The sequence below is a fragment of the Arthrobacter sp. FW306-05-C genome, from assembly GCF_021801725.1.
In the GTDB taxonomy this organism is placed as follows: domain Bacteria; phylum Actinomycetota; class Actinomycetes; order Actinomycetales; family Micrococcaceae; genus Arthrobacter.
This window is the reverse complement of record NZ_CP084556.1, coordinates 4,280,494-4,301,181: the sequence shown is the minus strand read 5'-3', so window position 1 is coordinate 4,301,181 and position 20,688 is coordinate 4,280,494. Positions and strand designations below refer to the sequence as shown.

The 20,688-nt window shown below is 66.4% G+C and carries 21 protein-coding genes; 13 read left to right on the top strand and 8 right to left on the bottom strand.

Annotation, left to right across the window (positions count from 1 at the left end; translation table 11 throughout):
- Positions 1–520: 520 nt before the first annotated feature.
- Genes LFT44_RS19935 through LFT44_RS19925 form a run of 3 tightly spaced genes read left to right on the top strand, consistent with a single transcriptional unit; the run spans position 521 to position 2,755 of the window.
- On the top strand, positions 521–1,012 hold the full coding sequence (locus LFT44_RS19935; protein WP_236802964.1) for a GNAT family N-acetyltransferase: 492 nt from the start codon (positions 521–523) through the stop codon (positions 1,010–1,012).
- A gap of 42 nt (positions 1,013–1,054) precedes the next feature.
- A complete protein-coding gene (locus tag LFT44_RS19930) occupies positions 1,055–1,495 on the top strand; it encodes a MarR family winged helix-turn-helix transcriptional regulator (RefSeq protein ID WP_236800242.1) in 441 nt (146 codons plus the stop codon).
- Between the two features lie 33 nt (positions 1,496–1,528).
- Positions 1,529–2,755, top strand: a complete 1,227-nt coding sequence (locus LFT44_RS19925; RefSeq protein ID WP_236800241.1) for an MFS transporter — start codon at positions 1,529–1,531, stop codon at positions 2,753–2,755.
- Positions 2,756–2,836: 81 nt separating this feature from the next.
- Here the strand turns inward: LFT44_RS19925 and LFT44_RS19920 are convergent, their stop codons facing one another.
- The 3 genes from LFT44_RS19920 to rraA all read right to left on the bottom strand — a co-directional run bounded on the left by LFT44_RS19920 (position 2,837) and on the right by rraA (position 6,742).
- Positions 2,837–4,279: a sugar porter family MFS transporter gene (locus LFT44_RS19920; RefSeq protein ID WP_236800240.1), complete on the bottom strand. Its 1,443-nt coding sequence runs from the start codon at positions 4,277–4,279 to the stop codon at positions 2,837–2,839.
- 205 nt (positions 4,280–4,484) lie between these two features.
- On the bottom strand, positions 4,485–6,149 hold the full coding sequence (locus LFT44_RS19915; RefSeq protein ID WP_236800239.1) for an MDR family MFS transporter: 1,665 nt from the start codon (positions 6,147–6,149) through the stop codon (positions 4,485–4,487).
- 98 nt (positions 6,150–6,247) lie between these two features.
- Positions 6,248–6,742 carry a ribonuclease E activity regulator RraA gene (gene rraA, locus LFT44_RS19910; protein ID WP_236800238.1) on the bottom strand — a complete coding sequence of 165 codons (495 nt, stop codon included), beginning with the start codon at positions 6,740–6,742 and terminating at the stop codon, positions 6,248–6,250.
- Between the two features lie 128 nt (positions 6,743–6,870).
- Between rraA and LFT44_RS19905 the strand changes: the two genes are divergently transcribed.
- The 5 genes from LFT44_RS19905 (at position 6,871) to LFT44_RS19885 (ending at position 11,414) form a co-directional block, all read left to right on the top strand.
- On the top strand, positions 6,871–8,157 hold the full coding sequence (locus LFT44_RS19905) for an MFS transporter (protein WP_236800237.1): 1,287 nt from the start codon (positions 6,871–6,873) through the stop codon (positions 8,155–8,157).
- Positions 8,158–8,295: 138 nt separating this feature from the next.
- Positions 8,296–8,904, top strand: coding sequence for a TetR/AcrR family transcriptional regulator (locus LFT44_RS19900; RefSeq protein WP_236800236.1), 609 nt, complete (start codon positions 8,296–8,298; stop codon positions 8,902–8,904).
- Between the two features lie 287 nt (positions 8,905–9,191).
- Positions 9,192–10,391 (top strand): NAD(P)-dependent malic enzyme, encoded by a 1,200-nt coding sequence (locus tag LFT44_RS19895; protein WP_236800235.1) that lies wholly within the window; start codon positions 9,192–9,194, stop codon positions 10,389–10,391.
- 105 nt (positions 10,392–10,496) lie between these two features.
- Complete coding sequence (locus tag LFT44_RS19890) at positions 10,497–11,000, top strand: DUF456 domain-containing protein (protein WP_236800234.1); 504 nt, start codon at positions 10,497–10,499, stop codon at positions 10,998–11,000.
- A gap of 39 nt (positions 11,001–11,039) precedes the next feature.
- Positions 11,040–11,414 (top strand): nuclear transport factor 2 family protein, encoded by a 375-nt coding sequence (locus LFT44_RS19885; protein ID WP_236800233.1) that lies wholly within the window; start codon positions 11,040–11,042, stop codon positions 11,412–11,414.
- Positions 11,415–11,434: 20 nt separating this feature from the next.
- Here the strand turns inward: LFT44_RS19885 and LFT44_RS19880 are convergent, their stop codons facing one another.
- Entirely contained in the window at positions 11,435–11,665 is a 231-nt protein-coding gene (locus LFT44_RS19880; protein ID WP_236800232.1) for a hypothetical protein, read from the bottom strand.
- Between the two features lie 139 nt (positions 11,666–11,804).
- Here LFT44_RS19880 and LFT44_RS19875 point away from each other — a divergent pair, with 139 nt between their 5' ends.
- On the top strand, positions 11,805–12,782 hold the full coding sequence (locus LFT44_RS19875) for a hypothetical protein (RefSeq protein ID WP_236800231.1): 978 nt from the start codon (positions 11,805–11,807) through the stop codon (positions 12,780–12,782).
- A 32-nt stretch (positions 12,783–12,814) separates the two neighbouring features.
- Here the strand turns inward: LFT44_RS19875 and LFT44_RS19870 are convergent, their stop codons facing one another.
- The gene (locus LFT44_RS19870; protein WP_236800230.1) at positions 12,815–13,456 is read right to left on the bottom strand and encodes a LysE family translocator; all 642 of its coding nucleotides are present in this window, start codon (positions 13,454–13,456) and stop codon (positions 12,815–12,817) included.
- Between the two features lie 106 nt (positions 13,457–13,562).
- Here LFT44_RS19870 and LFT44_RS19865 point away from each other — a divergent pair, with 106 nt between their 5' ends.
- The gene (locus tag LFT44_RS19865; RefSeq protein WP_236800229.1) at positions 13,563–14,018 is read left to right on the top strand and encodes an Lrp/AsnC family transcriptional regulator; all 456 of its coding nucleotides are present in this window, start codon (positions 13,563–13,565) and stop codon (positions 14,016–14,018) included.
- Between the two features lie 2 nt (positions 14,019–14,020).
- Here the strand turns inward: LFT44_RS19865 and LFT44_RS19860 are convergent, their stop codons facing one another.
- Positions 14,021–14,491 (bottom strand): Lrp/AsnC family transcriptional regulator, encoded by a 471-nt coding sequence (locus LFT44_RS19860; protein ID WP_236802963.1) that lies wholly within the window; start codon positions 14,489–14,491, stop codon positions 14,021–14,023.
- Positions 14,492–14,832: 341 nt separating this feature from the next.
- Here LFT44_RS19860 and gluQRS point away from each other — a divergent pair, with 341 nt between their 5' ends.
- Together gluQRS and LFT44_RS19850 are read left to right on the top strand one after the other, a co-directional pair.
- Positions 14,833–15,732, top strand: coding sequence for a tRNA glutamyl-Q(34) synthetase GluQRS (gluQRS, locus tag LFT44_RS19855; RefSeq protein WP_236800228.1), 900 nt, complete (start codon positions 14,833–14,835; stop codon positions 15,730–15,732).
- A 9-nt stretch (positions 15,733–15,741) separates the two neighbouring features.
- Positions 15,742–16,350, top strand: coding sequence for an HD domain-containing protein (locus LFT44_RS19850; RefSeq protein ID WP_236800227.1), 609 nt, complete (start codon positions 15,742–15,744; stop codon positions 16,348–16,350).
- Here LFT44_RS19850 and LFT44_RS19845 read toward each other — a convergent pair.
- On the bottom strand, positions 16,347–17,663 hold the full coding sequence (locus tag LFT44_RS19845; RefSeq protein ID WP_236800226.1) for an ATP-binding protein: 1,317 nt from the start codon (positions 17,661–17,663) through the stop codon (positions 16,347–16,349). The genes LFT44_RS19850 and LFT44_RS19845 overlap by 4 nt on opposite strands.
- Positions 17,664–17,737: 74 nt before the next feature.
- Positions 17,738–18,685 carry an L-lactate dehydrogenase gene (locus LFT44_RS19840; RefSeq protein ID WP_236800225.1) on the bottom strand — a complete coding sequence of 316 codons (948 nt, stop codon included), beginning with the start codon at positions 18,683–18,685 and terminating at the stop codon, positions 17,738–17,740.
- Between the two features lie 87 nt (positions 18,686–18,772).
- On the opposite strand from LFT44_RS19840, the gene ggt reads away from it, so the two are divergent.
- Positions 18,773–20,605: a gamma-glutamyltransferase gene (ggt, locus tag LFT44_RS19835; RefSeq protein ID WP_236800224.1), complete on the top strand. Its 1,833-nt coding sequence runs from the start codon at positions 18,773–18,775 to the stop codon at positions 20,603–20,605.
- Positions 20,606–20,688: the final 83 nt, after the last annotated feature.

Sequence of the window (20,688 nt, the reverse complement as noted above, 5' to 3'; positions counted from 1 at the left end):
TCCAGCTTCGCGGAGCTTGCGGAAATCCTCACGGCTGGGGCCTTCCGTGCGTTTCCGCGCAAGCCCGGCCTTCTGGGTCCACTTGTAACAAGTTTGACGGCTCAACCCCAGTTCGGCAGCGGCAACCGTAGTGCTACCGGTACGCGCCAAAGCCTTGAAGAACGCTGCCTTCACCTCCGGGGTTACTCTCGCCCCACGGACATTCCCGCCATTTATGGTGCCGGCAGATATTCCCGCCTCACGCAGCCACCGGTAGCACGCCGACGGTTTAAGCCCGAGCTCAGCCGCGGCAAGAGCAACACTCCCCGCGCTTGCCAGTGCCCGGAAGAACCCTTCCCTTTCCCCGGAGGTATAGCTCCGTCGAGGGGTCCTGCCCTCGCTTAAAGACGACATGGTCGTTGCAACTCCCAAAACTAAGGGGTGTTGCAACGACCACTAGAACCCAAGCCCAAGTGCCGGCGTCGTTCTTTGTTTGTGCCAAGCTGGGCGGGTGACCCTTACCCCGGATGCCGCGCCCACAGTGTTCACCGCCGACGTCGACGGCGGCACGTTCCGCCTCCGCCGCGCCGCCCGCGCGGACCTGCCCGCCATGGTGCAGCTGCTGGCTGACGATGCTTTGGGGGCCGGCCGCGAGGCGGCCCGGGACCTGGAGCCGTACCGGCGCGCCTTCGAAGCCATTCAGGCTGATCCCGCCCACCTGCTGCTGGTAGGGGAAGCAGTGCCCCCGGGCAAGAACGCGGGACCGGTGGTTGCCACGTTCCAGCTGAGCTTCCTCCCCGGCATCTCCCGCCAGGGAGCCTGGCGCTCGCAGCTGGAGGGCGTCCGGGTGGCAGCGTCCCTTCGCGGCCAGGGCATCGGCAAGCTGATGGTGGGATGGGCTGTGCAGGAGTCCCGGAGCCGGGGCTGCACCCTGATGCAGCTGACCACCCACAAAAGCCGCTCGGCGGCACACCGGTTCTACGAACAACTGGGATTCGAGGCCAGCCACGTCGGCATGAAGCTGGCCCTCTGACGCCTTGACCGTTAGGATGCCTAAATGTTAGGCTACCTAACGATGAATACCGACGATGCCAAGCTGCAGGAACTTGCCAGCGGGTTCCGCGAAGCCCTCCGCCACAGTGTGTACCTGGTCCGGCGCCTCGACGCCGACGGTGAGCTCAGCGCCGCCCAGCTCAGTACCCTCAAGATGCTGCTCGGCGAAGGCCAGCGCGTCGGCGAGATCGCCCGGAACCTGGGGGTCCGCGTGCCCAGCGCCACGGAACAGATCATCAAGCTTGAGCGCGCGGGCCTGGCCCGCCGCGAGCCGGACCCTGCGGACTCCCGCGCCGTCCGGGTGATCCTGACTGAAGAAGGCCGCGCCGCCGTCGACTCCGCCAACAGGCGCCGCAACCACGTGATGGCCGAAATCCTCAGCACCCTCACCGACCAGGATCGCAAAGCCCTGGCCGAGGCCCTGCCGGTCATCGACAAAATCAACGCCTCCCTCCAGAACTGAACCGATTCGTACTGAAACTTAGGAGTACCCTCCATGGACGGCCAGCTCGCAGAATCCCTGCAAGCACCAGAATCAACTTTGCAGGCTGAAAAAGCCTCATTCCTGAAGCAGCCCAAGGCGGTATGGGCAACCGCCCTCGCCGCGGTGTTCGCCTTCATGGGCATCGGGCTGGTGGACCCCATCCTCCCGGCCATCGCCACCAACCTGGACGCCAGCCCCAGCCAGGTATCCCTGCTGTTCACCAGCTACTTCCTGGTCACGGCGCTGGCCATGCTGATTACCGGCTTCGTCTCCTCCCGGATCGGCGGCAAAAAGACGCTGCTGATCGGCCTGGCCGTCATCGTAGTCTTCTCCTCGCTGTCCGGCCTGTCGGCAAGCGTCGGTGAACTGGTGGGCTTCCGCGCCGGCTGGGGGCTGGGCAACGCCCTCTTCGTGGCCACCGCCCTCGCCGTGATCGTGGGCGTGGCCAGCGGCGGCGCCGGCACCGCCATCATCCTCTACGAAGCCGCCCTGGGCCTTGGCATCTCCCTCGGCCCGCTCCTTGGCGCCCTCCTGGGCGGTTGGCAGTGGCGCGCACCCTTCTTCGGCACCGCCGTCCTGATGGCCGCCGCCTTCATCGCCTTGATCGCCCTGCTGCCCAACACGCCGCTGCCCGAACGCAAGGTGCGCCTGCGCGATCCCCTGCTGGCGCTGGGCCACAAGGGACTGCGAACGACGGCGGCAAGCGGCCTGTTCTACAACTACGGCTTCTTCACCATCCTGGCTTTCACCCCGTTCATCCTGGGCATGAATGCATATGGAATCGGCGGCGTCTTCTTCGGCTGGGGCGTTGCCGTGGCCGTGTTCTCCGTCTTCGTAGCACCGCCCCTGCAGAACCGCTTCGGCGCCGTCAAGGTCCTGACCGGAACGCTGTTCCTGCTCATGCTGGACCTCGCCGGGCTGGGACTGGCAGCCGGGCACTCGGTTCCCGCCGTCGTCGTCCTGGTCATCGCGGCCGGTGCGCTCCTGGGCATCAACAACACCATCTACACCGAACTGGCCATGGGTGTGTCCGATTCGCCGCGGCCCGTGGCGTCCTCCGGCTACAACTTTGTCCGCTGGATGGGCGGCGCGCTGGCACCGTTCCTGGCGGCGCAGCTCGGTGAACACTTTGGCCCGCAGGTTCCGTTCTTCGCCGGCGCTCTGGCGATGGTGATCGCCATCGCCATCGCCTTCGGCGGACGCAAGTACCTGTCCTCGCACGAACCGCACGTCGTCTAACCACTGCTCTTCAAACAGCAGACCCTCCATCACGCCACGTGATGGAGGGTCTGCTGTTTTCCTGCGAAAGGGGAGGCGGCGTTACTTCACCTTCGCCGACCCCTTCGGCACGAACAGGGTCTCCGCCTGCTCCAGGGACATCCCGTTGGTCTCCGGCACCTTGAACATCACAAAGAAGAAGGACGCGGCCGCGAACAGGGCGTACATGGCGTAGGTCAGCGGCAGCGAGGCGGCGGCCATCGCCGGGAAGCTGAGGGTGATCACGAAGTTGGCCACCCACTGCGCCGCGGCGGCAAGGCCCAGGGCGCGGGCGCGGATCCTGGACGGGAAGATCTCACCCAGGAGGACCCACACCAGCGGGCCCCAGGAGGCGCCGAAGCTGATGACGAAGACGTTGGCGGCCACCAGGGCAACAGGACCCCAGGCGCCGGGGAGGGTGATGTCCTCGCCGCTGCCGGTTGCGGACGAGAATGCCAGCGCCATGGCGCCCAGGGACACGGCCATGCCCACGGATCCGGTCAGGAGGATGGGGCGGCGGCCCACCCGGTCCACCAGGGCGATGGCCACCAGGGTGACCAGGATGTTGGTGACGGACGTTGCCACCGAGATGGCCAGGGAGTCCTTCTCCTGGAAGCCCACTGCCTTCCACAGGGTGGTGGAGTAGTAGAAGATCACGTTGATGCCCACGAACTGCTGCAGCACGGAGAGGGTGATGCCCACCCAGACCACGGCCTGCAGGCCCAGGGTCTTGCCGCGCAGGGAGCCCTTCTGGCCGGCGAGCTTGTCCTCCTCGATGGCTTCCTGGATGTCGCGGATGTGCCGGTCGGTGTCCTCGGAGGGGGCGATGGAGGCGAAGACCTTCCGGGCCTCCTCCTCCTTGCCCTTGAATACCAGGAACCGGGGGGATTCGGGCAGGGTGAAGGCGATCCAGCCGTAGACGACGGCGGGGACTGCTGCGGCAAGGAACATCCAGCGCCACGCTTCAATGCCCAGCCAGAAGCGCTGGTCCGCACCGCCTGCGCTGGTGGCCAGGAGCGCGTCCGACAACAGTGCCGCGAAGATGCCGGTGGTGATGGCCAGCTGCTGCAGCGAGGCCAGGCGGCCGCGGACCTTCCGGGGTGAAATCTCGGAGATGTAGGCGGGGGCGATAACGGAGGCCAGGCCGATGCCCAGCCCGCCCACCAAGCGCCAGAACACCAGGTCCCATACGCCGAAGGCGAAGCCGGTACCCAGGGCGCTGACCAGGAAGAGCAGTGCGCCCAGCTTCATGGCGGGGATGCGGCCATGGCGGTCCGCCACCCTGCCCGCCAGGAAGGCGCCCGCCGCGCAGCCCAGGAGGGCGACGGCCACGGCGAAGCCGGTCACGGCCTCGGACAGCGCGAATTCTCCCTTCAGGGCGTCCACGGCACCGTTGACCACGGACGAGTCGAACCCGAAGAGGAATCCGCCCACCGCCCCCGCGAGGGCCAGCCAGATCACCCGCCGCGGTATCCCGGTGTTGGTCTGCTCCTGTGCAGTGGGCATGGTTCTCCCTGGGTTCTGGAATGGGTGGAAGCGGTGCGGACGTCGTCGGCTGCAGAACCGGCCGAATGGCCAGTGTACTTACGGTAGTGTTCCACGCCATGGCTCCCCGATCCACTTAGGGGCCCGCCCAAGCGGTGATGCGCGCCAAAAAGAAGACGACGACGGCGGGCCGTGCCGCCGTCGTCGTCTGGTCTTAGTGCCCGGGCTAGTGTGCCGGGATCTGCATGTCGTCTTTGTCCTGCGGGGAGGCCTTCTGGTCTGTCAGCTTCTTCCGCGGCAGGGCGAAGCTGATGAGGAACGCCAGGCCGGTGAGCGCCGCAGCCGTCAGCATCACCGTGTCGATGGACGTGGCAAACCCTTCGGTGATGGGGCGGGTCAGCGTGCTGTTGGCCGTGTGCAGCCAGCTGGTGTCGTTCAGCGAATCGTTGGAGGCGCCGTTCTTGAAGAAGTCGTACAGCTTGGCGTTGGCCGGGTCCGAGGCCACCGCGGGATCCTTGAGGACGGCCAAATAGGCAGGATCCGTGGCGGCGGACTTCATGCCCTCGGCGATCCTGTCAGCGGCCAGGCTGAACAGCATGGAGATGAAGACGGCGGTGCCCACGGCGCCGCCCATGGAGCGGAAGAAGGCGGCGGAGGAGGTTCCCACGCCCATGTCGCGCGGCGGCACCGAGGTCTGCATGGCCAGGGTGAGCGGCTGCATGCAGAAGCCCAGGCCGACGCCGAAGAACACCGCGATCAGGCCGGGAACCCACAACCCTGTGTCCACTTTCAGGACCGAGCCCATCACCAGGGCGGCGGCGGTGAGGATGCCGGTGCCCATGATGGGGAAGATCCGGAATGTGCCGGAGGCCGAAATGGTGCGGCCGGCGGTGATGGAGCCAAAGAGGATGCCGACGGTGAAGGTGATCATCATCAGGCCGGCCTCCGTGGGGGTGAGGCCCTTGACCAGCTGCAGGTACATGGGGAGCATCGCGATGGCACCGAACATGCCGATGCCGATGATGAAGTTCAGCAGCGAGGACAGCCCGAACGTGATGTTGCTGAAGAGCCGCAGCGGAATCAGGGCATAGTCGCCCGCGCGCTTCTCGGCGAGCAGGAACCACGCGATGCCCAGGATGCCCACCCCGTAGCAAAGGAACGAGTTGGTGGACGCCCAGCCCCACGAGCGGCCCTGCTCGGCCACCAGGAGCAGCGGAACGATGGCCACCGTGATGGCGGCGGCGCCCCAGTAGTCGATCCTCTGCTTGAGGTGTTTCGCCGGCAGGTGCAGGAACAGGAACACCACCACCAGGGCGGCCAGTCCGATGGGCACGTTGATGAAGAAGACCCAGCGCCAGCCGTCAAAGCCCAGGATGTTGGCGGAGCCGGCGAACGCGCCGCCCACCACCGGGCCCAGGACCGAGGAGATGCCGAACACGGACATGAAGTAGCCCTGGTACTTGGCGCGGTCCTTCAAGGAAACGATGTCCCCGATGATGGTCAGCGCCAGGGCCAGCAGGCCGCCGGCGCCCAGGCCCTGGATGCCGCGGGCAATGGCAAGCTCGGTCATCGAGTGCACGGACCCGGCGTAGATGGAGCCCACCAGGAAGACGGCGATCGCGGTCAGGTACAGCGGACGGCGGCCAAAGATGTCGCTCAGCTTGCCGTACAGCGGGGTGCTGACAGTGGAGGTGATGAGGTACGCCGTGGTGGCCCACGCCTGCAGCGAGAGCCCGTCAAGGTCATTGGCGATGGTGTAGATGGACGTGGAAACGATGGTCTGGTCAAGGGACGCCAGGAACATGCCCAGCATCAGGCCCACCATCACGGTGACGATCTGGCGTCGCGTCAGGGTTTCTCCCGCGCCGGGCGCGGCCGTGGATTTGGACATGGGTGCTCCAAGGGAAAGAAAAGGATATAAGCAGCGATAGTTGCTTTCAGTAACTATCTTACCCGCTCTTTCTATTCCCCGCCCTGCGGACCTTTCCGCTACGGCTCCACGAGGATTCCGTCCGGGTCGCACCAGACGGTGGCTCCGGGGCGGAAGGTCACGCCGTCAATCACCACATCCACGTCCACCTCGCCTGCGCCGGCCTTCAGGCTCTTCCTTGGGTTGCTGCCCAGGGCCTTGACGCCCAGGTCCAGCCGCGCGATGGCCAGTCGGTCGCGGATGGCCCCATTGATGACGACGCCGGCCCACCCGTTCGCCACGGCGCTTTCGGCGATCATGTCCCCCATCAGCGCGGTGCCCAGCGAACCGCCGCCGTCCACCACCAGCACGGCCCCGTTGCCTGGGGAATTGAGCGTCGACTTCACCAGGGCGTTGTCCTGGAAGCAGCGGATGGTGCGCACGGGACCGCTGAAGTGCGAGCGGCCGCCCAGGGACTGGAACTGCAGGGAGACGGACGCCAGTTCGTCCCCGCGCTCATCGTAAAGGTCTGCCGTGTTCACCGCTGTGCCTTCTGCCGGGGTGGGTGCGCTCATCTGGGTCTCCTTTGTCCTTGCCAACGTTGTTCCTTGGGCGATAGGCCGCCAATTACCCGGGCGGCCGGCTACCGCCCACGATAGTCTGATCCCACCGCCAACCGGCCGCAGCAGGGGGAGCCAAGCGAATGAGTCCGTTCCACACGCCCGTGCCGCCGGGTGGCACCTCCGAAGGTGTTAGTACGACGGCGGCGCTCGCCGAACCGGTGCACAAAGTAACCGCCCGCTGGGTCACCGGCCTGGTGCTGGTGGACGTGGGCATCAACGCGGCGTTCTTCGGCCCCATCAACGTGTTTATCGGCCAGCAGGCGATCAGCATCGACGCGCCCGGCAAGGAGGCTATCCTTTCGCTGGTCACGGCCTGTGGCGCGGCGGTCTCCCTGGTGGCCAATCCGCTCTTCGGTGCGCTCTCGGACCGGACCACCTCCCGCTTCGGGCGGCGCGCGCCATGGGTGCTGGCCGGTGCGGTGCTGGCCACTGCGGCGCTGCTGGCCATGTCCTTCTCCGGTGCCGTGGCGCTGATGGTGCTGTTCTGGTGTCTGGTGCAGCTTGGCGCGAATGCCGCTTATGCTGCCATCACCGCCGCCGTCCCCAACCGGGTACCGGTGGTCCAGCGCGGGGGAGTGGGCGGGCTTGCCGCCATGGGCCAGACACTTGGAATCCTCACCGGAGCCGTCTTCGGTGCCGTGGTGTCAGGCAACTTCATGGTGGGTTACTGGCTGTGCGCCGGGGCGCTGCTGGTGTCCGTGCTGCCATACCTGTTCCATAGCAACGACCCCGCACTGCCGAAGGACGCTGCCGGACGGTTCGGGCTTGGCCGGTTCCTGCGCGGATTCTGGATCAGCCCCCGGCGCTACCCTGACTTTGCCTGGGCCTGGCTGACGCGGTTCCTGGTGAACGTTGGCAACCAGCTGACCATCGTGTACCTGCTCTTCTTCCTGCGGGACATCATCAAATACCAGGATCCGGCCACCGGCGTGCTGGTCCTGACGGGGATTTATGCCGTGATGGTGATGATCACCGCAGTGTTGGCGGGGCCCTGGAGCGACCGGATGGGGAGACGGAAGCCCTTCGTCATCGGCTCCTCCGCCACCATTGCCATGGCCGGCGCCATCATGGCGTTCTTCCCTGTGTGGCCGGGCGCCCTTGCCGGCGCCGCCGTGCTGGGCATCGGCTTCGGCGCGTACCTGGCCGTGGACTTCGCACTGCTCACCCAGGTCCTGCCCTTCGCCGTCAGCCGCGGCAGGGACATGGGCGTCATCAACGTGGCCAACTCCCTGCCGCAGGTGGTCGCCCCGGCGCTGGCGCTGCTGGCCGTGACCTACGGGGGCGGCTACCGGACACTGTTCCTGACGGCAGCCGTCATTGGGCTGCTGGGCGCCGTCTTCGTGGTGAAAATCAAGGGCGTCAGCTAACCCTGGAGGTACCGATAGTAAGGCTGGCTGACAAATTAGGGCATGGTTCTGTGCCGTATAGTTGAACCCGGCTGCAGGGCGGTACGGAAGTGGGGGCGCTCCTGGCCGCAGTCGCTAAAACACAACCCCGGAATGCTGATGCCCGAGACTTTTTCAGACCATCCGCCCATGGCCGCCCGGCCTTCCGCTCCACGCCAGCGCCTCCGCTACACGCGGATCCTCGATACTGCTGCAGGGTTCGCCCGCACGGGACTCGACGGTGTGGAACTCTCCCAGGTCGCAGAAAAAGCAGACGTACCGCTGGGCACCCTTTACCGCTACTTTCCGTCGCCCACGCACCTGATGCTGGCGCTGTACCGGCAGCAGCTTGATGAGCTGCAGGCCGGAACCCGCAATTCCTCACCCCGCTTCCGTGGCCGAGCACTTTCGGGCCTGCTGATGGAGATCTTCCACATGCGCGTCATGCAGCCCGCCGTGGAGCAGTGCCTTAGCCGGGGCGTGTACCTCCCGGAGAAGGACACCACCAACCTCCTGCGCGAGATCGACGTGCTCAGTGAGAAGCTCGTCACCACCGCCTGCGGCGATGCCGTAGGGGCGCGGGTCCTCCTGCTGACCGTCACTGGTCTGGTCCAGTCCGTACGGAACCGCCGGCTTTCCCTCTTCGAAGCCGAGGAAGACCTCAAAAAGGCGTGCGGCAGGCTGTCTCCCGCGGCCGACTCCGGGTTCACAGTTACCAAATCTGCGTAACTGGTCTAGACCAAACGCGGATTAAATCCGCCATAATGCCGTGATCTGGACCATAAAAAAGCGTGCCTAAACGTTTTTTCACCGTCCATTCCTGTCAAGAGGCGCCAGAAGTCGGTTCCCGGCCTGCCTACGATGGGGGCACAGGAGCGGCAGGGCGGAAACATCCCCGGCGTTCCCGCGGACCCGCCACCCCTGGGTTTCCTGTCGCACTACTTTCCCTGCTTGGGCCCGGCCGGGCTCCAGCCCCATGTGCCGTGCGCCCACGGCGAGCACCAGGAGACAACGACGTGTCCATTGACGCAATCACTGCCATTGACGATTCCGCTACCGCCCCGCTGACCGAGGACGAGATCTTCGGAGCCCACCAGGGCGGAAAGCTGTCCATCAGCACCACAGCCCCGCTGTCGAACAAGCGTGACCTGTCCATCGCTTACACGCCGGGTGTCGCCGAAGTCAGCCGCGCCATCCACGCGAAGCCTGAGCTGGCCCGAACCCTCACCTGGGCCGAGCGCCTGGTGGCCGTGGTCAGCGACGGCACCGCCGTCCTGGGCCTGGGCAACATCGGCCCCAGCGCCTCGCTGCCCGTCATGGAAGGCAAGTCCGCCCTGTTCAAGACCTTTGGTGACCTCGATTCCATCCCGCTGGTCCTCAACACCACCGACGTGGACGAGATCGTGGAAACCCTGGTCCGCCTGCGCCCCAGCTTCGGTGCCGTCAACCTTGAAGACATCTCCGCTCCGCGCTGCTTCGAGCTCGAGGAGAAGCTCATCGAGGCCCTGGACTGCCCGGTCATGCACGACGACCAGCACGGAACCGCCGTCGTGGCCCTCGCCGCCCTGACCAACGCCGCCAAGGTGACCGGCCGCGGCCTGGAAGGGCTCAAGGTGGTGGTGTCCGGTGCAGGGGCTGCGGGCATCGCGGTCGCCGAAATCCTGCTGGCCGCCGGCATCAGCGACGTCGTCCTCCTGGACTCCCGCGGCGTCATCAACAGCAGCCGCCCGGACCTGGCAGCAGACTCCACGAGCAAGAAGGCCGACATCGCCGGCCGCAGCAACCCCCGTGGCGTTGCCGGCGGCCCCGCCGAGGCACTGGCCGCAGCCGACGTCTTCATCGGCGTCTCCTCCTCCAAGCTGGACGAGGCACACCTTGCCACCATGAACCAGGACGCCATCGTGTTCGCGCTGTCCAACCCGGACCCCGAGGTCCTGCCCGAGGTGGCTGTGAAGTACGCCGCAGTAGTGGCCACCGGCCGCAGCGACTTCCCCAACCAGATCAACAACGTCCTGGCGTTTCCGGGCATCTTCCGCGGCGCCCTTGATGCCGGTGCCCGCCGCATCACGCCGGCCATGAAGCTGGCGGCGGCCCGCGCCATCGCGGACCTCGCCGCAGAGGACCTTTCGGCAGAGTACATCGTGCCCAGCCCGCTGGACCCCCGTGTTGCCCCGGCCGTCACCGCGGCAGTGGCCGCGGCGGTGGAAGCGGAGTAAGGCTTTTTCCTGCAGGAAACCACGACGGCGGCGCCCCCTTTGTGAAGGAGGCACCGCCGTCGTGGTTAAGAAGCCGCGCGTAAAGCGGCCCCTAGACTGGGGACCATGAGCTCCGAGACCGTAGTGACCATCCTGTGCGGCCTGGCGATCCTGGTGGGGGTGGCGGGCACCATCATCCCCGTCCTGCCCGGAAGTGTCCTGATCGGCGTCAGCCTGTTGGCTTGGGCTATCTGGGGCGGCGCCGGGACTGCCGGATGGGTGGTCTTCGCGGTGGCCATGATCTTTGTCGCCGCGGGGATGACTGCCGGGGCGGTCCTCACGGGGAGGAAGCTGAAGCAGCATGCCATTCCCAGCCGCAGCATCGTGGTGGCACTGGTGGCGGGCGTGGTGGGGATGTTCATCATCCCGGTCGTGGGGCTCTTCGTGGGCTTTGCCGCCGGCCTGCTGGTCAGCGAGTTCCTGCGGACGCGGGACATGTCGACGGCGGCGAGATCCAGTTGGGCGGCGCTGAAGGCCACCGGCCTGGGCATGCTCGCCGAATTCGGACTCGCCTGCCTCGCCGCCAGCACCTGGATCATCGGCGTGTGGATAGCCGCTGCCAATGGCTAAGCCGTTGCTTGCTAAGTGCGGCGCGGGTAAAACCAAGATATGACCCAGCCAGCTTCAGCCTCCGAGCACGTCCACGACTGGATGGAGAGATACCAGGCCGCCTGGACCAGCAACGCGGCCGACGATATCGGTGCCCTCTTCACCCCTGACGCCGTCTATGAAACCCGTCCCCATGATCCCGAACCATGGCGGGGTAGGGACGGGATCGTCGACGGCTGGCTGGCGGCCAGGGACGAACCGGGAGGCTGGACGTTCAGCTGGGAACTGATCGGGTGCGACGGCGCCACCGCCTTTGTCCAGGGCGTCACCGTCTATTCGGGCGGCGGGCCGACTTACGACAACCTGTGGGTCATCAGGTTTGGCGAGTCAGGCCGCGCCGCCTCCTTCACCGAATGGTTCATGGCCAGGAGCTGACCTTTCCCGGCCCGGTAGTCCTACAGGCCCAGTCCGCCGAGCTTGTCGCCCAAGCCGCCGGGAAGTTTGTCGCCCAGGCCGCCGGGAAGCTTCGACAGCAGGTCCGCGGGATTGATGCCGAGCCTGGAAAGCAGGCCGGCATGCTGTTCGGTGTCCACCTGGTCCGGCAGCTCGGACTCCGCCTGCGACGCCTTGTCCTGGTCTCCCTGGGACCGCAGGAGTTCGAGGATCTGGTTCTTGTCGATCTGCATGGCATTTCTCCTACTGAGGATAGTTGCTAAGGGTGCTTACCACCCTTCCTGAAAACGGCGCCGGGGACAAGGGCCGGGCTCGGGGTCCGCGCCTTGGAGACCGCGTCCGGCGGGAGCTCTCCACAGCTAGCATGGAAGGATGAGCTCCGGGGATACTGCACCGATCTACTGGGACAGCCGCGACCTCACTCCTTTCGGGCAGGCCCAACTGCGCACCCCGGTCCATGACCTTGCTGGGGGAGTAGGTGGCTTGCTCACAGGGGTTTTGGGCGGACGCAATCCGGCCCTGCTGTCCATCGACGGCGAGGTGCCGCGGCTTAAGCGGCTGATGCCCAAGCCGGCCAAGGCGGTCCACGAGGCCGTCTTCACCAGCCGTGAACCGGAGCGCCTGATCACCTTGGCCCGCGCCTACCCTGGTTGGGCCGGGCTCTGCTACCTGATGGCCGGACTGCTGGTGTACAAGCACGGAGGCTACCTGCGGGCCTCCGAGCTCCTCCAGCGCGGGCTCACCACCAGGAACGACGACGAAGCGAACCGCTACTCCTCCACTTACCTCACCCGCATCGTCACCAGGATCGAACTCGCCGAGCGGGTGGAGATCCCTGTCCTGTTCAGCGAGGAATCGGTGTTCCTGGCGCTGGCCCATTCGCTGCGCGAGACGGGCCGCACGGAAGCTGCGCTTGATGCACTCGCCGGCCTGCCGCCGTCGCTCCCCATGGCCCTGGCGCGCTGTTCGCTGGCCCTCGCGCTGGGCCGGAGCCGAACCGTCATCGACTGGACCGAGGGCCTGCTGAACGCGGACGACCTCTCTGCCGCCCTGCTGCTGGTCCGCGCCCGTGCCCTGCGCCGGGAGGGCCGGCTGGATGCTGCACACCAGGCGATCGCCGAAGTCCTTCGCCGCCGCAAGACTCACCTGGCGCTCCGCAACGATGCGCTCACGGACCGTGCATTGCTGGTGCTGGAATCAAGCCGCCGGTCCCTGAATCCGCGTGATTGGGGACGTCGGCGGGAAGACCCGGAACCGCAGCGTGAGCTTGCGGCGCCGGTACCCATCCGCAAGGACGAGGAAATGCGCCGGATCTGGGAGCAGGACTGGAAGGAACTCAGCGGGGACTAGGAATTCCGCTGTGAACCAGGCATGGCCGGGATCTAGGCCCGCCCGGCCAGGAACGGCACCAGCTGCTCACCCAGCAGCACTGCCCCCAGCGCCACCATGATGATGCCGCTGGCCAGGGTCACTGACCGGGCGGCGCCGGGCCTACTCTGCAGCAGTTTGCGCGAGAGCAGGGCCACAACGGTGTAGACCACGCCCACCAGCGCCACGAACGTCATGCCGAGGAGCCCGGATTGCACCGGCACCGGCAGTGAAGCGTCGGCGCTGACGAACTGCGGGATGAGCGCCACGTAGAAGAGCAGGCCCTTGGGGTTGATCCCGCTGGTGCCCATCCCCTGCAGGAAGGTACGCAGTTGGGTGCCGGTACCGCCGTCGGCAGAGGCGCTGAAGCTGGCACCGCGCCAGGACCGAAGGGTTCCCACCCCTAGCCACAGCAGGTAACCGGCACCCGCCAGCGTGATCCAGCCCAGGACGCCGGGCATCCCGGCCAGCACTGCGGCGAGCCCTGCCACCAGCAGGACCGTGTGGAGGACGTAACCACCGCAGAGCCCGGCCACCGCGGGGACGAAGCTGCGCTGCCGGAGCCCTGCGGCAATGGTGTACGCCCAGTCCACTCCCGGAGTGCAGGCCAGTGCTGCGGCCACCACCAGAAAGGCCAGGAACAGCTGCGGATTCATGGGTTTCTCCTGTCGAAGGGCTCTCAGGAGCAACCATAGGGAGAATCCGGCCAAAAGTGCTCTCCTGTTTTCGCCCGACTCACGGCCCAAGCAGTATGTTTATTGCGTGCTGGACAACATCGACAGAAGTATTTTGCGCCACCTCCAAGAGGATGGGCGGATGACTGCCACCGCCCTCGCTTCGAAGGTGGGCCTAACGGTGGCGCCATGCCACCGGCGGCTACGGGACCTGGAACAGTCCGGGGTGATCCGCGGGTATAAGGCGGACGTCGATCCGGCAGCCGTGGGCCTGGGCTTCGAGGCAATCGTCTTCGTCACGCTGCGGCAAGTGGACCGGCCCACCATGGAAATCTTCGAGAACCGGGTGGCGGAGAATCCCAACATCATCGAGGCGCAGCGGCTCTTCGGTTCCCCGGACTACCTGTTGAAGGTCATCGCCGAGGACCTGCCGGCCTACCAGCGCTTTTACGATACCGAGCTCACGTCCCTGCCCGGGGTGGAGCGGCTGACCTCAACACTGGTGATGAAGAACCTGAAATCAAACGCGGGTCCGCCGGTTTAGCCTCAGCGCTCCGGCTCACCCTGAAGGAGGCCGGTGGTGCGGTACGGGATGACCTCACGCAGGAACATGCTGGTGGAGGTGCGGACGATGCCTGGGCAGAGACGGATTTCTTCGGAGACCCGGTAGAGGTCGTCCGGGCTTTTGGCCACCACCCGGATCAGCAGGTCGGTGTCCCCGGCCGGTGCATGGCATTCCAGGACTTCGGGAATTTTGCGGAGGGCGGCAATGGCCTCGTTGAGGTGGCTCTGGTCCAGTTCGGCGCTGACGGCTGCGGCCACGCCCCTTCCAAGGGCGGCCGGCAGCACCCGGCTGCTGTTGGGCCGCAGCGCCCCCGACGCCGTCATCCGCTCCAGCCGGCTTTGCACGGTTCCGCGGGCAAGGCCAAGCCGCTGCGCCAGCACCATGATCGGGACTCGCGGGTCCTCGTCCAGGGCATTCAGGATGCGCTTGTCCGTGGCGTCCAGTTCCTGCAATCTGACCACTCCCTGCTTGTTCTAGCGTCAGGAATTAGTCAGAGTGACCAATCCAACTCCTGCCGGTTGTCCCAACTGTATGGTGTCTGCTGAAATTGTGGCAACAAGGGCAAAAGCTACCGCTGGTCCCCTCAGGCTACAGTTTCCCGGCACACCACCCGGCACGCTGGACACCGCTTCCCGCAAGGAGGCCGCCGCTGGATGAGTCTTGTTCACACCACGCTCACTCTGCAAACACGGCAAGAGCCCCTGAGCTACCGACGTCGGAATTCCGCAGTCATCGGTAGCTGAGGGGCTCTTGTGTTGTCCTGGCATTCCGGTCTCCCGCATAGGCTGGGTCCATGACCTCCGCCGGCCGCTTTGCCCCCAGTCCCTCCGGTGAACTGCACGTGGGAAACCTGCGGACCGCCATCCTTGCCTGGCTCTTTGCCCGCTCCACCGGGCGCAGGTTCCTGCTGCGGGTGGAGGACCTCGACCGCGCCCGTGCTGGAGCGGAAGCCGTGCAGTTGCGCGACTTGGCCGCCATTGGCGTGACTTGGGATGGGGACGTCGTTCGACAGACGGATCGGCAAAGCCTGTACGCCAAAGCGATTACCCGGTTGCAGGAAGCGGGCCTGACCTACGAGTGCTTCTGCACCCGACGCGAAATCCAAGAGGCGCCCTCGGCCCCGCATGCGCCCCAAGGTGCCTACCCGGGGACTTGCCGCAACCTGGACCCGGCAGAACTGGAGTTCAAGCGGTCCCTGCGTCCTGCCGCCATCCGGTTGCGGGCGGATGTGGCGGAATACACGGTGCGGGACGTCCTCCGCGGCGACTACACGGGAGTGGTTGACGACCTTGTGCTGCGCCGCAACGACGGCGTGGTGGCGTACAACCTCGCCGTCGTGGTAGACGATGCCGAACAAGGCATAGACCAGGTGGTCCGCGGCGATGACCTGCTCCCGTCCACCCCGCGGCAGGCATATGTGGCGTCCCTCCTGAATATTCCCGTTCCGGAATATGCCCATGTTCCATTGGTGGTCAACCACGACGGCGCCAGGCTGGCCAAGCGTGACGGAGCCGTAACGCTGGCGGACCTGGCAGCCCGGGGCACTACTGCCGACGCGGTGCGGGACCATCTGCTCGGCTCATTGGGGCTCCCGCCGGGTCCGCTCGAACGTGCCTTGGCAGAGTTCAATCCCGAACTGCTACCCAGGGAAGCGTGGGTTTGGTCCGCCCCGGGCGGCCGCTCTGCCCCGTAGGCTGGTGGCATGCCGGAACCCACTGATCAGCGCTCTGCCAGCAGTTTCACTCCCGAGACGGCCCGTGTCCTTGCCGAGGTGGCGCACAACCGCCAGAAGGACAAGCTCAAGCGGCCTTACAAAGACCACGTGCTGGCTGTGGGGGATGCGCTGGCAGACTTCGACGACGACGTCCGGATCGCCGGCTATCTTCATGACATTGCCGAAGACACCCCCATGACCCGGCAGGCTCTGCTTGAAATGGGGGTTTCCGAGCGCGCGGTCGACATCATTGAACGCGTCACCAATCGGCTGCACAGCAACCCCGATGACTACCTCGCCGGTATCCATGAGATAGCCCAGGACCATGACGCCGCCCTGGTCAAAATCGCCGACAACGCGCACAACTCACTGCCCGAACGCGTCCGTGCCCTTGCCGAAAAATGGCCCGATAAGCCGCCTGTTACCAAATACCGGGACGCCCGGCCGGTGCTTTACGCGGCCGTTGAAGCGGAGGAGATCCGCAAAATCCTGGCCCGCGTCAACCCTTGGCTGCTGGAGGAGTTCGACGCAGAGTTGGACGAGGCGGATGACACCGACTACGAAAACCTCCGATACGACGACGCTCCCGGGAGCTAGACCCGGCCCAACGCCTCGATGTCCTCCAGGAAGTCCGCCTGCACTTCGGGACTGACCGTGGTGCGCGTGTCGCCGATGGCGTCGAGGTAGTCCTGGGTGGAGGGGCCCTTCCGGACCGCCTCGCGGACGGAAACCCCGCCTCCGGAGGCCAGCCCGCCGTCGTCGTACACTGCTTTTTCCAGCGCCCGCTGGGAGGCGCTCCGGGCTGCGTACTCGATGTCAGCCGGGGAGAAGCCTTGGGTCTTCTCCACGAGCAGTTCCACGTCCACGCCGTCCACCACCGCCGCAGGGATGAACCGCTGCCACATCGCTTCCCGCGCCTGCCGGTCCGGCAGCCCGATGGGGATGACGTAATCGAACCGGCCGTGGCGCAGGAAGGCCGAGTCCAGGGCGCGGATGAAGTTGGTGGCGCAGACCAGGAGCCGGCCCGGCTGTTCACGGAACGCGGGGATGATCTTCAGCAGTTCATTCGTGACGCCCTGCAGCGGCGACGGCGGATCGCCCGCGCGCTGGGACGCGATCTCCTCCACCTCGTCGATGAACACCACGGCGTGCTCCAGCTCCGCGATCTCCAGGAAGGTCTCGCGGAGGGCACCGGCCAGGCCCTGGGGATCGCCGGCCAGGCGGGAGGGGAACACCTCCACGAACGGCCACTCCAAACGGGACGCGATGGCCTTGGCGAAGGTGGTCTTGCCGGTACCGGGCGGGCCAAAGAGGACGACGGCGCGCGGCGGCACCACGCCGAATTCATCCGCCAGGTCCGCCTCGGCGAGCGGCAGCACCAGGCGCCGTTCCAGCAGTTCCTTCTCCTTGCGCATGCCCGCCACGTTCTCCCACAGGTCGCGGGCCAGGACGCGGCCGCCCAGCTGGCCCAGGGCGCCGAGCTCCTGCCGCTGGACCGGGATGGTGCGCTCGAAGTAGCGCAGGTTCTTCTTGAGCGCGAAGCCGCGCCCCAGGAAGGCCTCCACCCGGGTTTCGGATTCCGGCATAAGGGCCGACAGTTTGTTCAGGCCGTGCGGGGCCATGCGGTTCTCGACGGCGGCAAGCAGCGAGGTGCCGATGCCCCTGCCACGGTACTCCGGCAGGGTGGCGAGGAAGACGATCCAGCCCTGGTCGTGCGCGGCGCGCCCGACGGCGGCACCCACCACCTGCTCGCCCTGCACCGCCACCACGGCGTGGTCCTTTTCGCAGGACGCGAGGACCTCTGACAGGGCGTAGACAGGCTCCACATTGTGGGCCTTGAGCGTCTCCCAGAGGTGCAAAATCCCGTCCAGGTCAGCCGAATGGAAATCCCTGATGCGCCAGTTGGTCATGCGTTGCTCCTGTTTGGTTCGTCGTTGAGCCTGCGTTGCCGCCTTAGCTGAGCATAGGTGACCGGGCGCGGTGGTCAGATTCCCAAGGCGTCCATGGTGTTGCGCAGGGTGTCCGCGGAATGCCGCAAAGCCGCCAGCTCGCCGTCGTCCATGGGTGTTTCCAGGACGCGGTGCACCCCGCCCCGGCCCACCACGCTGGGCAGGGACAGTGCCACCCCGGAGATCCCGTGCAGCCCCGACAGTACGGTGGAGACCGGCAGGACGGCGTTGTCGTCGCGCAGCAGCGCCTCCACGATTCGGGCGCCGGACAGGCCGATGGCGTAGTTCGTGGCGCCCTTGCCGGCGATCACCTTGTAGGCCGCCTGGACCACCTCCTTGGCGGTGGCGGCGAGGTAGTCGGGCGTGAAGATACGCTCGCCGTCGTCCGTCCAGTCCCGGATCGGGACCGGCCCGATGGTGGCGCCGGACCACAGCGGGAATTCGGTGTCGCCGTGCTCGCCCACCATGCTGGCGTGGACGCTGGTGACGGAAACGCCCGCCCGCCGGGCCAGCAGCCAGCGCAGCCTGGACGTGTCCAGCACCGTCCCGGAGGAGAAGATCCGCTGCGCCGGCAGCCCGGAAATCCGCTGGGCGGCCACCGTCAGCACGTCACAGGGGTTGGTGACCAGGACATAGACGGCGTCCGGCGCGCGCTCAAGCAGCAGCGGCATCAGCTGCTCCAGGATCCGCACGTTGGTGCCGGCCAGGTCCAGGCGGCTTTGGCCCGGATTCTGCTTGGCACCCGCCGTGATCACCACGACGTCGGCGCCTTCCGTCACGCCGATATCCCCGCCTCCGGTGACGGTTGCCGAGGCTGCGGCGAACTGGCTGCCGTGCGCCAGGTCCAGGGCTTCCGCCTCCGCCTTTGGCGCGTTGACATCGAACAGCGCGATGTTGCTGGCGGAGCCGCGGATCAGGGCGGCGTACGCCAGCGAGGTGCCGACGCTGCCCGCGCCCACCACTGCGAGTTTGGATCCTGCCATCGTGTCCGTCCCATCCGGAGTCGTTGAGAGTGTCCTACCCGAAGAGTAGCGTGGCCCACACCACTCGAACCCCATGTAGGAGCCACCATGCCACATCTCGGACGCCGGCTCGCGGCTGTTACTGCCGCGCTGGCAATGAGCGTCAACACCGGGGCCATCAGCCCCGCGTCTGCCGACCCCCGGCAAACCGACAAGAATCCCACGGCCACCGGCTACGGTGGGGCCGTCAGTACGGTGGACCCCGACGCTTCAGCGGCGGCCATCGAAGTCCTCAGCAAGGGTGGAAACGCGGTGGACGCCGCCGTCGCCGCGGCAGCCACCCTTGGCGTCACTGAACCGTACAGTGCCGGGATCGGCGGGGGCGGCTACTTTGTCTATTACGATGCGAAGTCCGGGAAAGTCAGAACCATCGACGGGCGGGAAACGGCACCGGCCGGGATCAAGCAGGATGCGTTCATCGATCCAGCTACGGGCAAGCCTTACCGTTTCACTCCTGAACTGGTCACCAGCGGCGTCTCGGTAGGCGTTCCCGGCACGCCGGCCACCTGGGAACGGGCGCTGGAACGCTGGGGCACACTCAGCCTGGGCGACGCCCTGAAGCCTGCCATCAAGGTTGCAGACCGTGGTTTCGTGGTGGATGAGACCTTCCGTAACCAGACCCAGGACAACCAGGCACGGTTTGCGGCCTTCACCTCCACCAAGGACCTGTACCTGCAGGGCGGCAAGCTGCCCGAGGTTGGCTCAATCTTCAAGAACCACGACCTCGCCGCCACCTACCGCATGCTGGCCAAGGATGGCATGAGTGCCTTCTACACCGGCCCGTTGGCGGAGGAGATCGCCAAGACGGTGCAGAATCCGCCCAAGTCCCCGGACACCACCCTCCCCGTCCCGGTGGGTTCCATGACGGCGGAGGACCTGGCCGACTACGAAGCCCTGGACCAGGATCCAACGCACGTGAACTACCGCGGCTATGACGTCTACGGCATGGCCCCCTCCAGCAGCGGCGGCACCACCGTTGGTGAGTCCTTGAACATCCTGGATGTGTTCAACCTTCCGGCGCTGAAGAAGGACCAGCCTGCTGTGCTGCACCACTACCTCGAGGCCAGCGCCCTGGCGTTCGCGGACCGCGGAAAGTACGTAGGAGACCCCGCATTTGTGAAGGTGCCGACCAAAGCCCTGACTGACCCCATCTTCGGCAAGGAACGCGCCTGCGAACTCGACCCCAACAAGGCGGCAACCAAGCCCGTGCAGCCCGGCGACGTCACCTCGTACGACGGCACCTGCCCGGCGGCACCGGCGGCGCCCGCCGATGAGAAGGACACCGAGAACATCTCCACCACCAACATGACTGTCTCGGACAAGTGGGGCAACGTGGTGGAGTACACGCTGACCATTGAGCAGACCGGCGGCTCGGGCATGGTTGTCCCCGGCCGTGGCTTCCTGCTCAACAACGAGCTCACCGACTTCTCCACGGTCTACAGCGCCACCGACCCCAACCGGATCGAGCCGGGCAAGCGGCCGCGTTCGTCCATGTCGCCAACCATCCTCCTGGAGGATGGCAAGCCGTTCCTGGCCCTGGGTTCCCCGGGCGGTTCCACCATCATCACCACCGTCCTGCAGACCATCGTCAACCGGATCGACCTGGGCATGAGCACCCCTGATGCCATTGCTGCACCCCGTGCGTCCCAGCGGAATACGGCCAGCGTCACTGCCGAGCCGGCCTTTATCGACAAGTACGGCGCGGCCCTGACATCCCGCTTCGGCCACAAGCTGACACCGTCGGGTGACTCGTTCACGTCGGCCTCTGAGATTGGCGCAGCCACCGCCATCGAGTTCCTTGATGACGGTCGCGTCCTGGCGGCCGCGGAGCCGGTCAGGCGCGGCGGCGGATCAGCCATGGTGGTCAAACCGTCCAAGTGACGGGCAGCAGCCACCGTTAAACCCCGACGGCGGCACTTGGATTCTGCGAATTCCAGAACCCAGGTGCCGCCGTCGGATGTTTA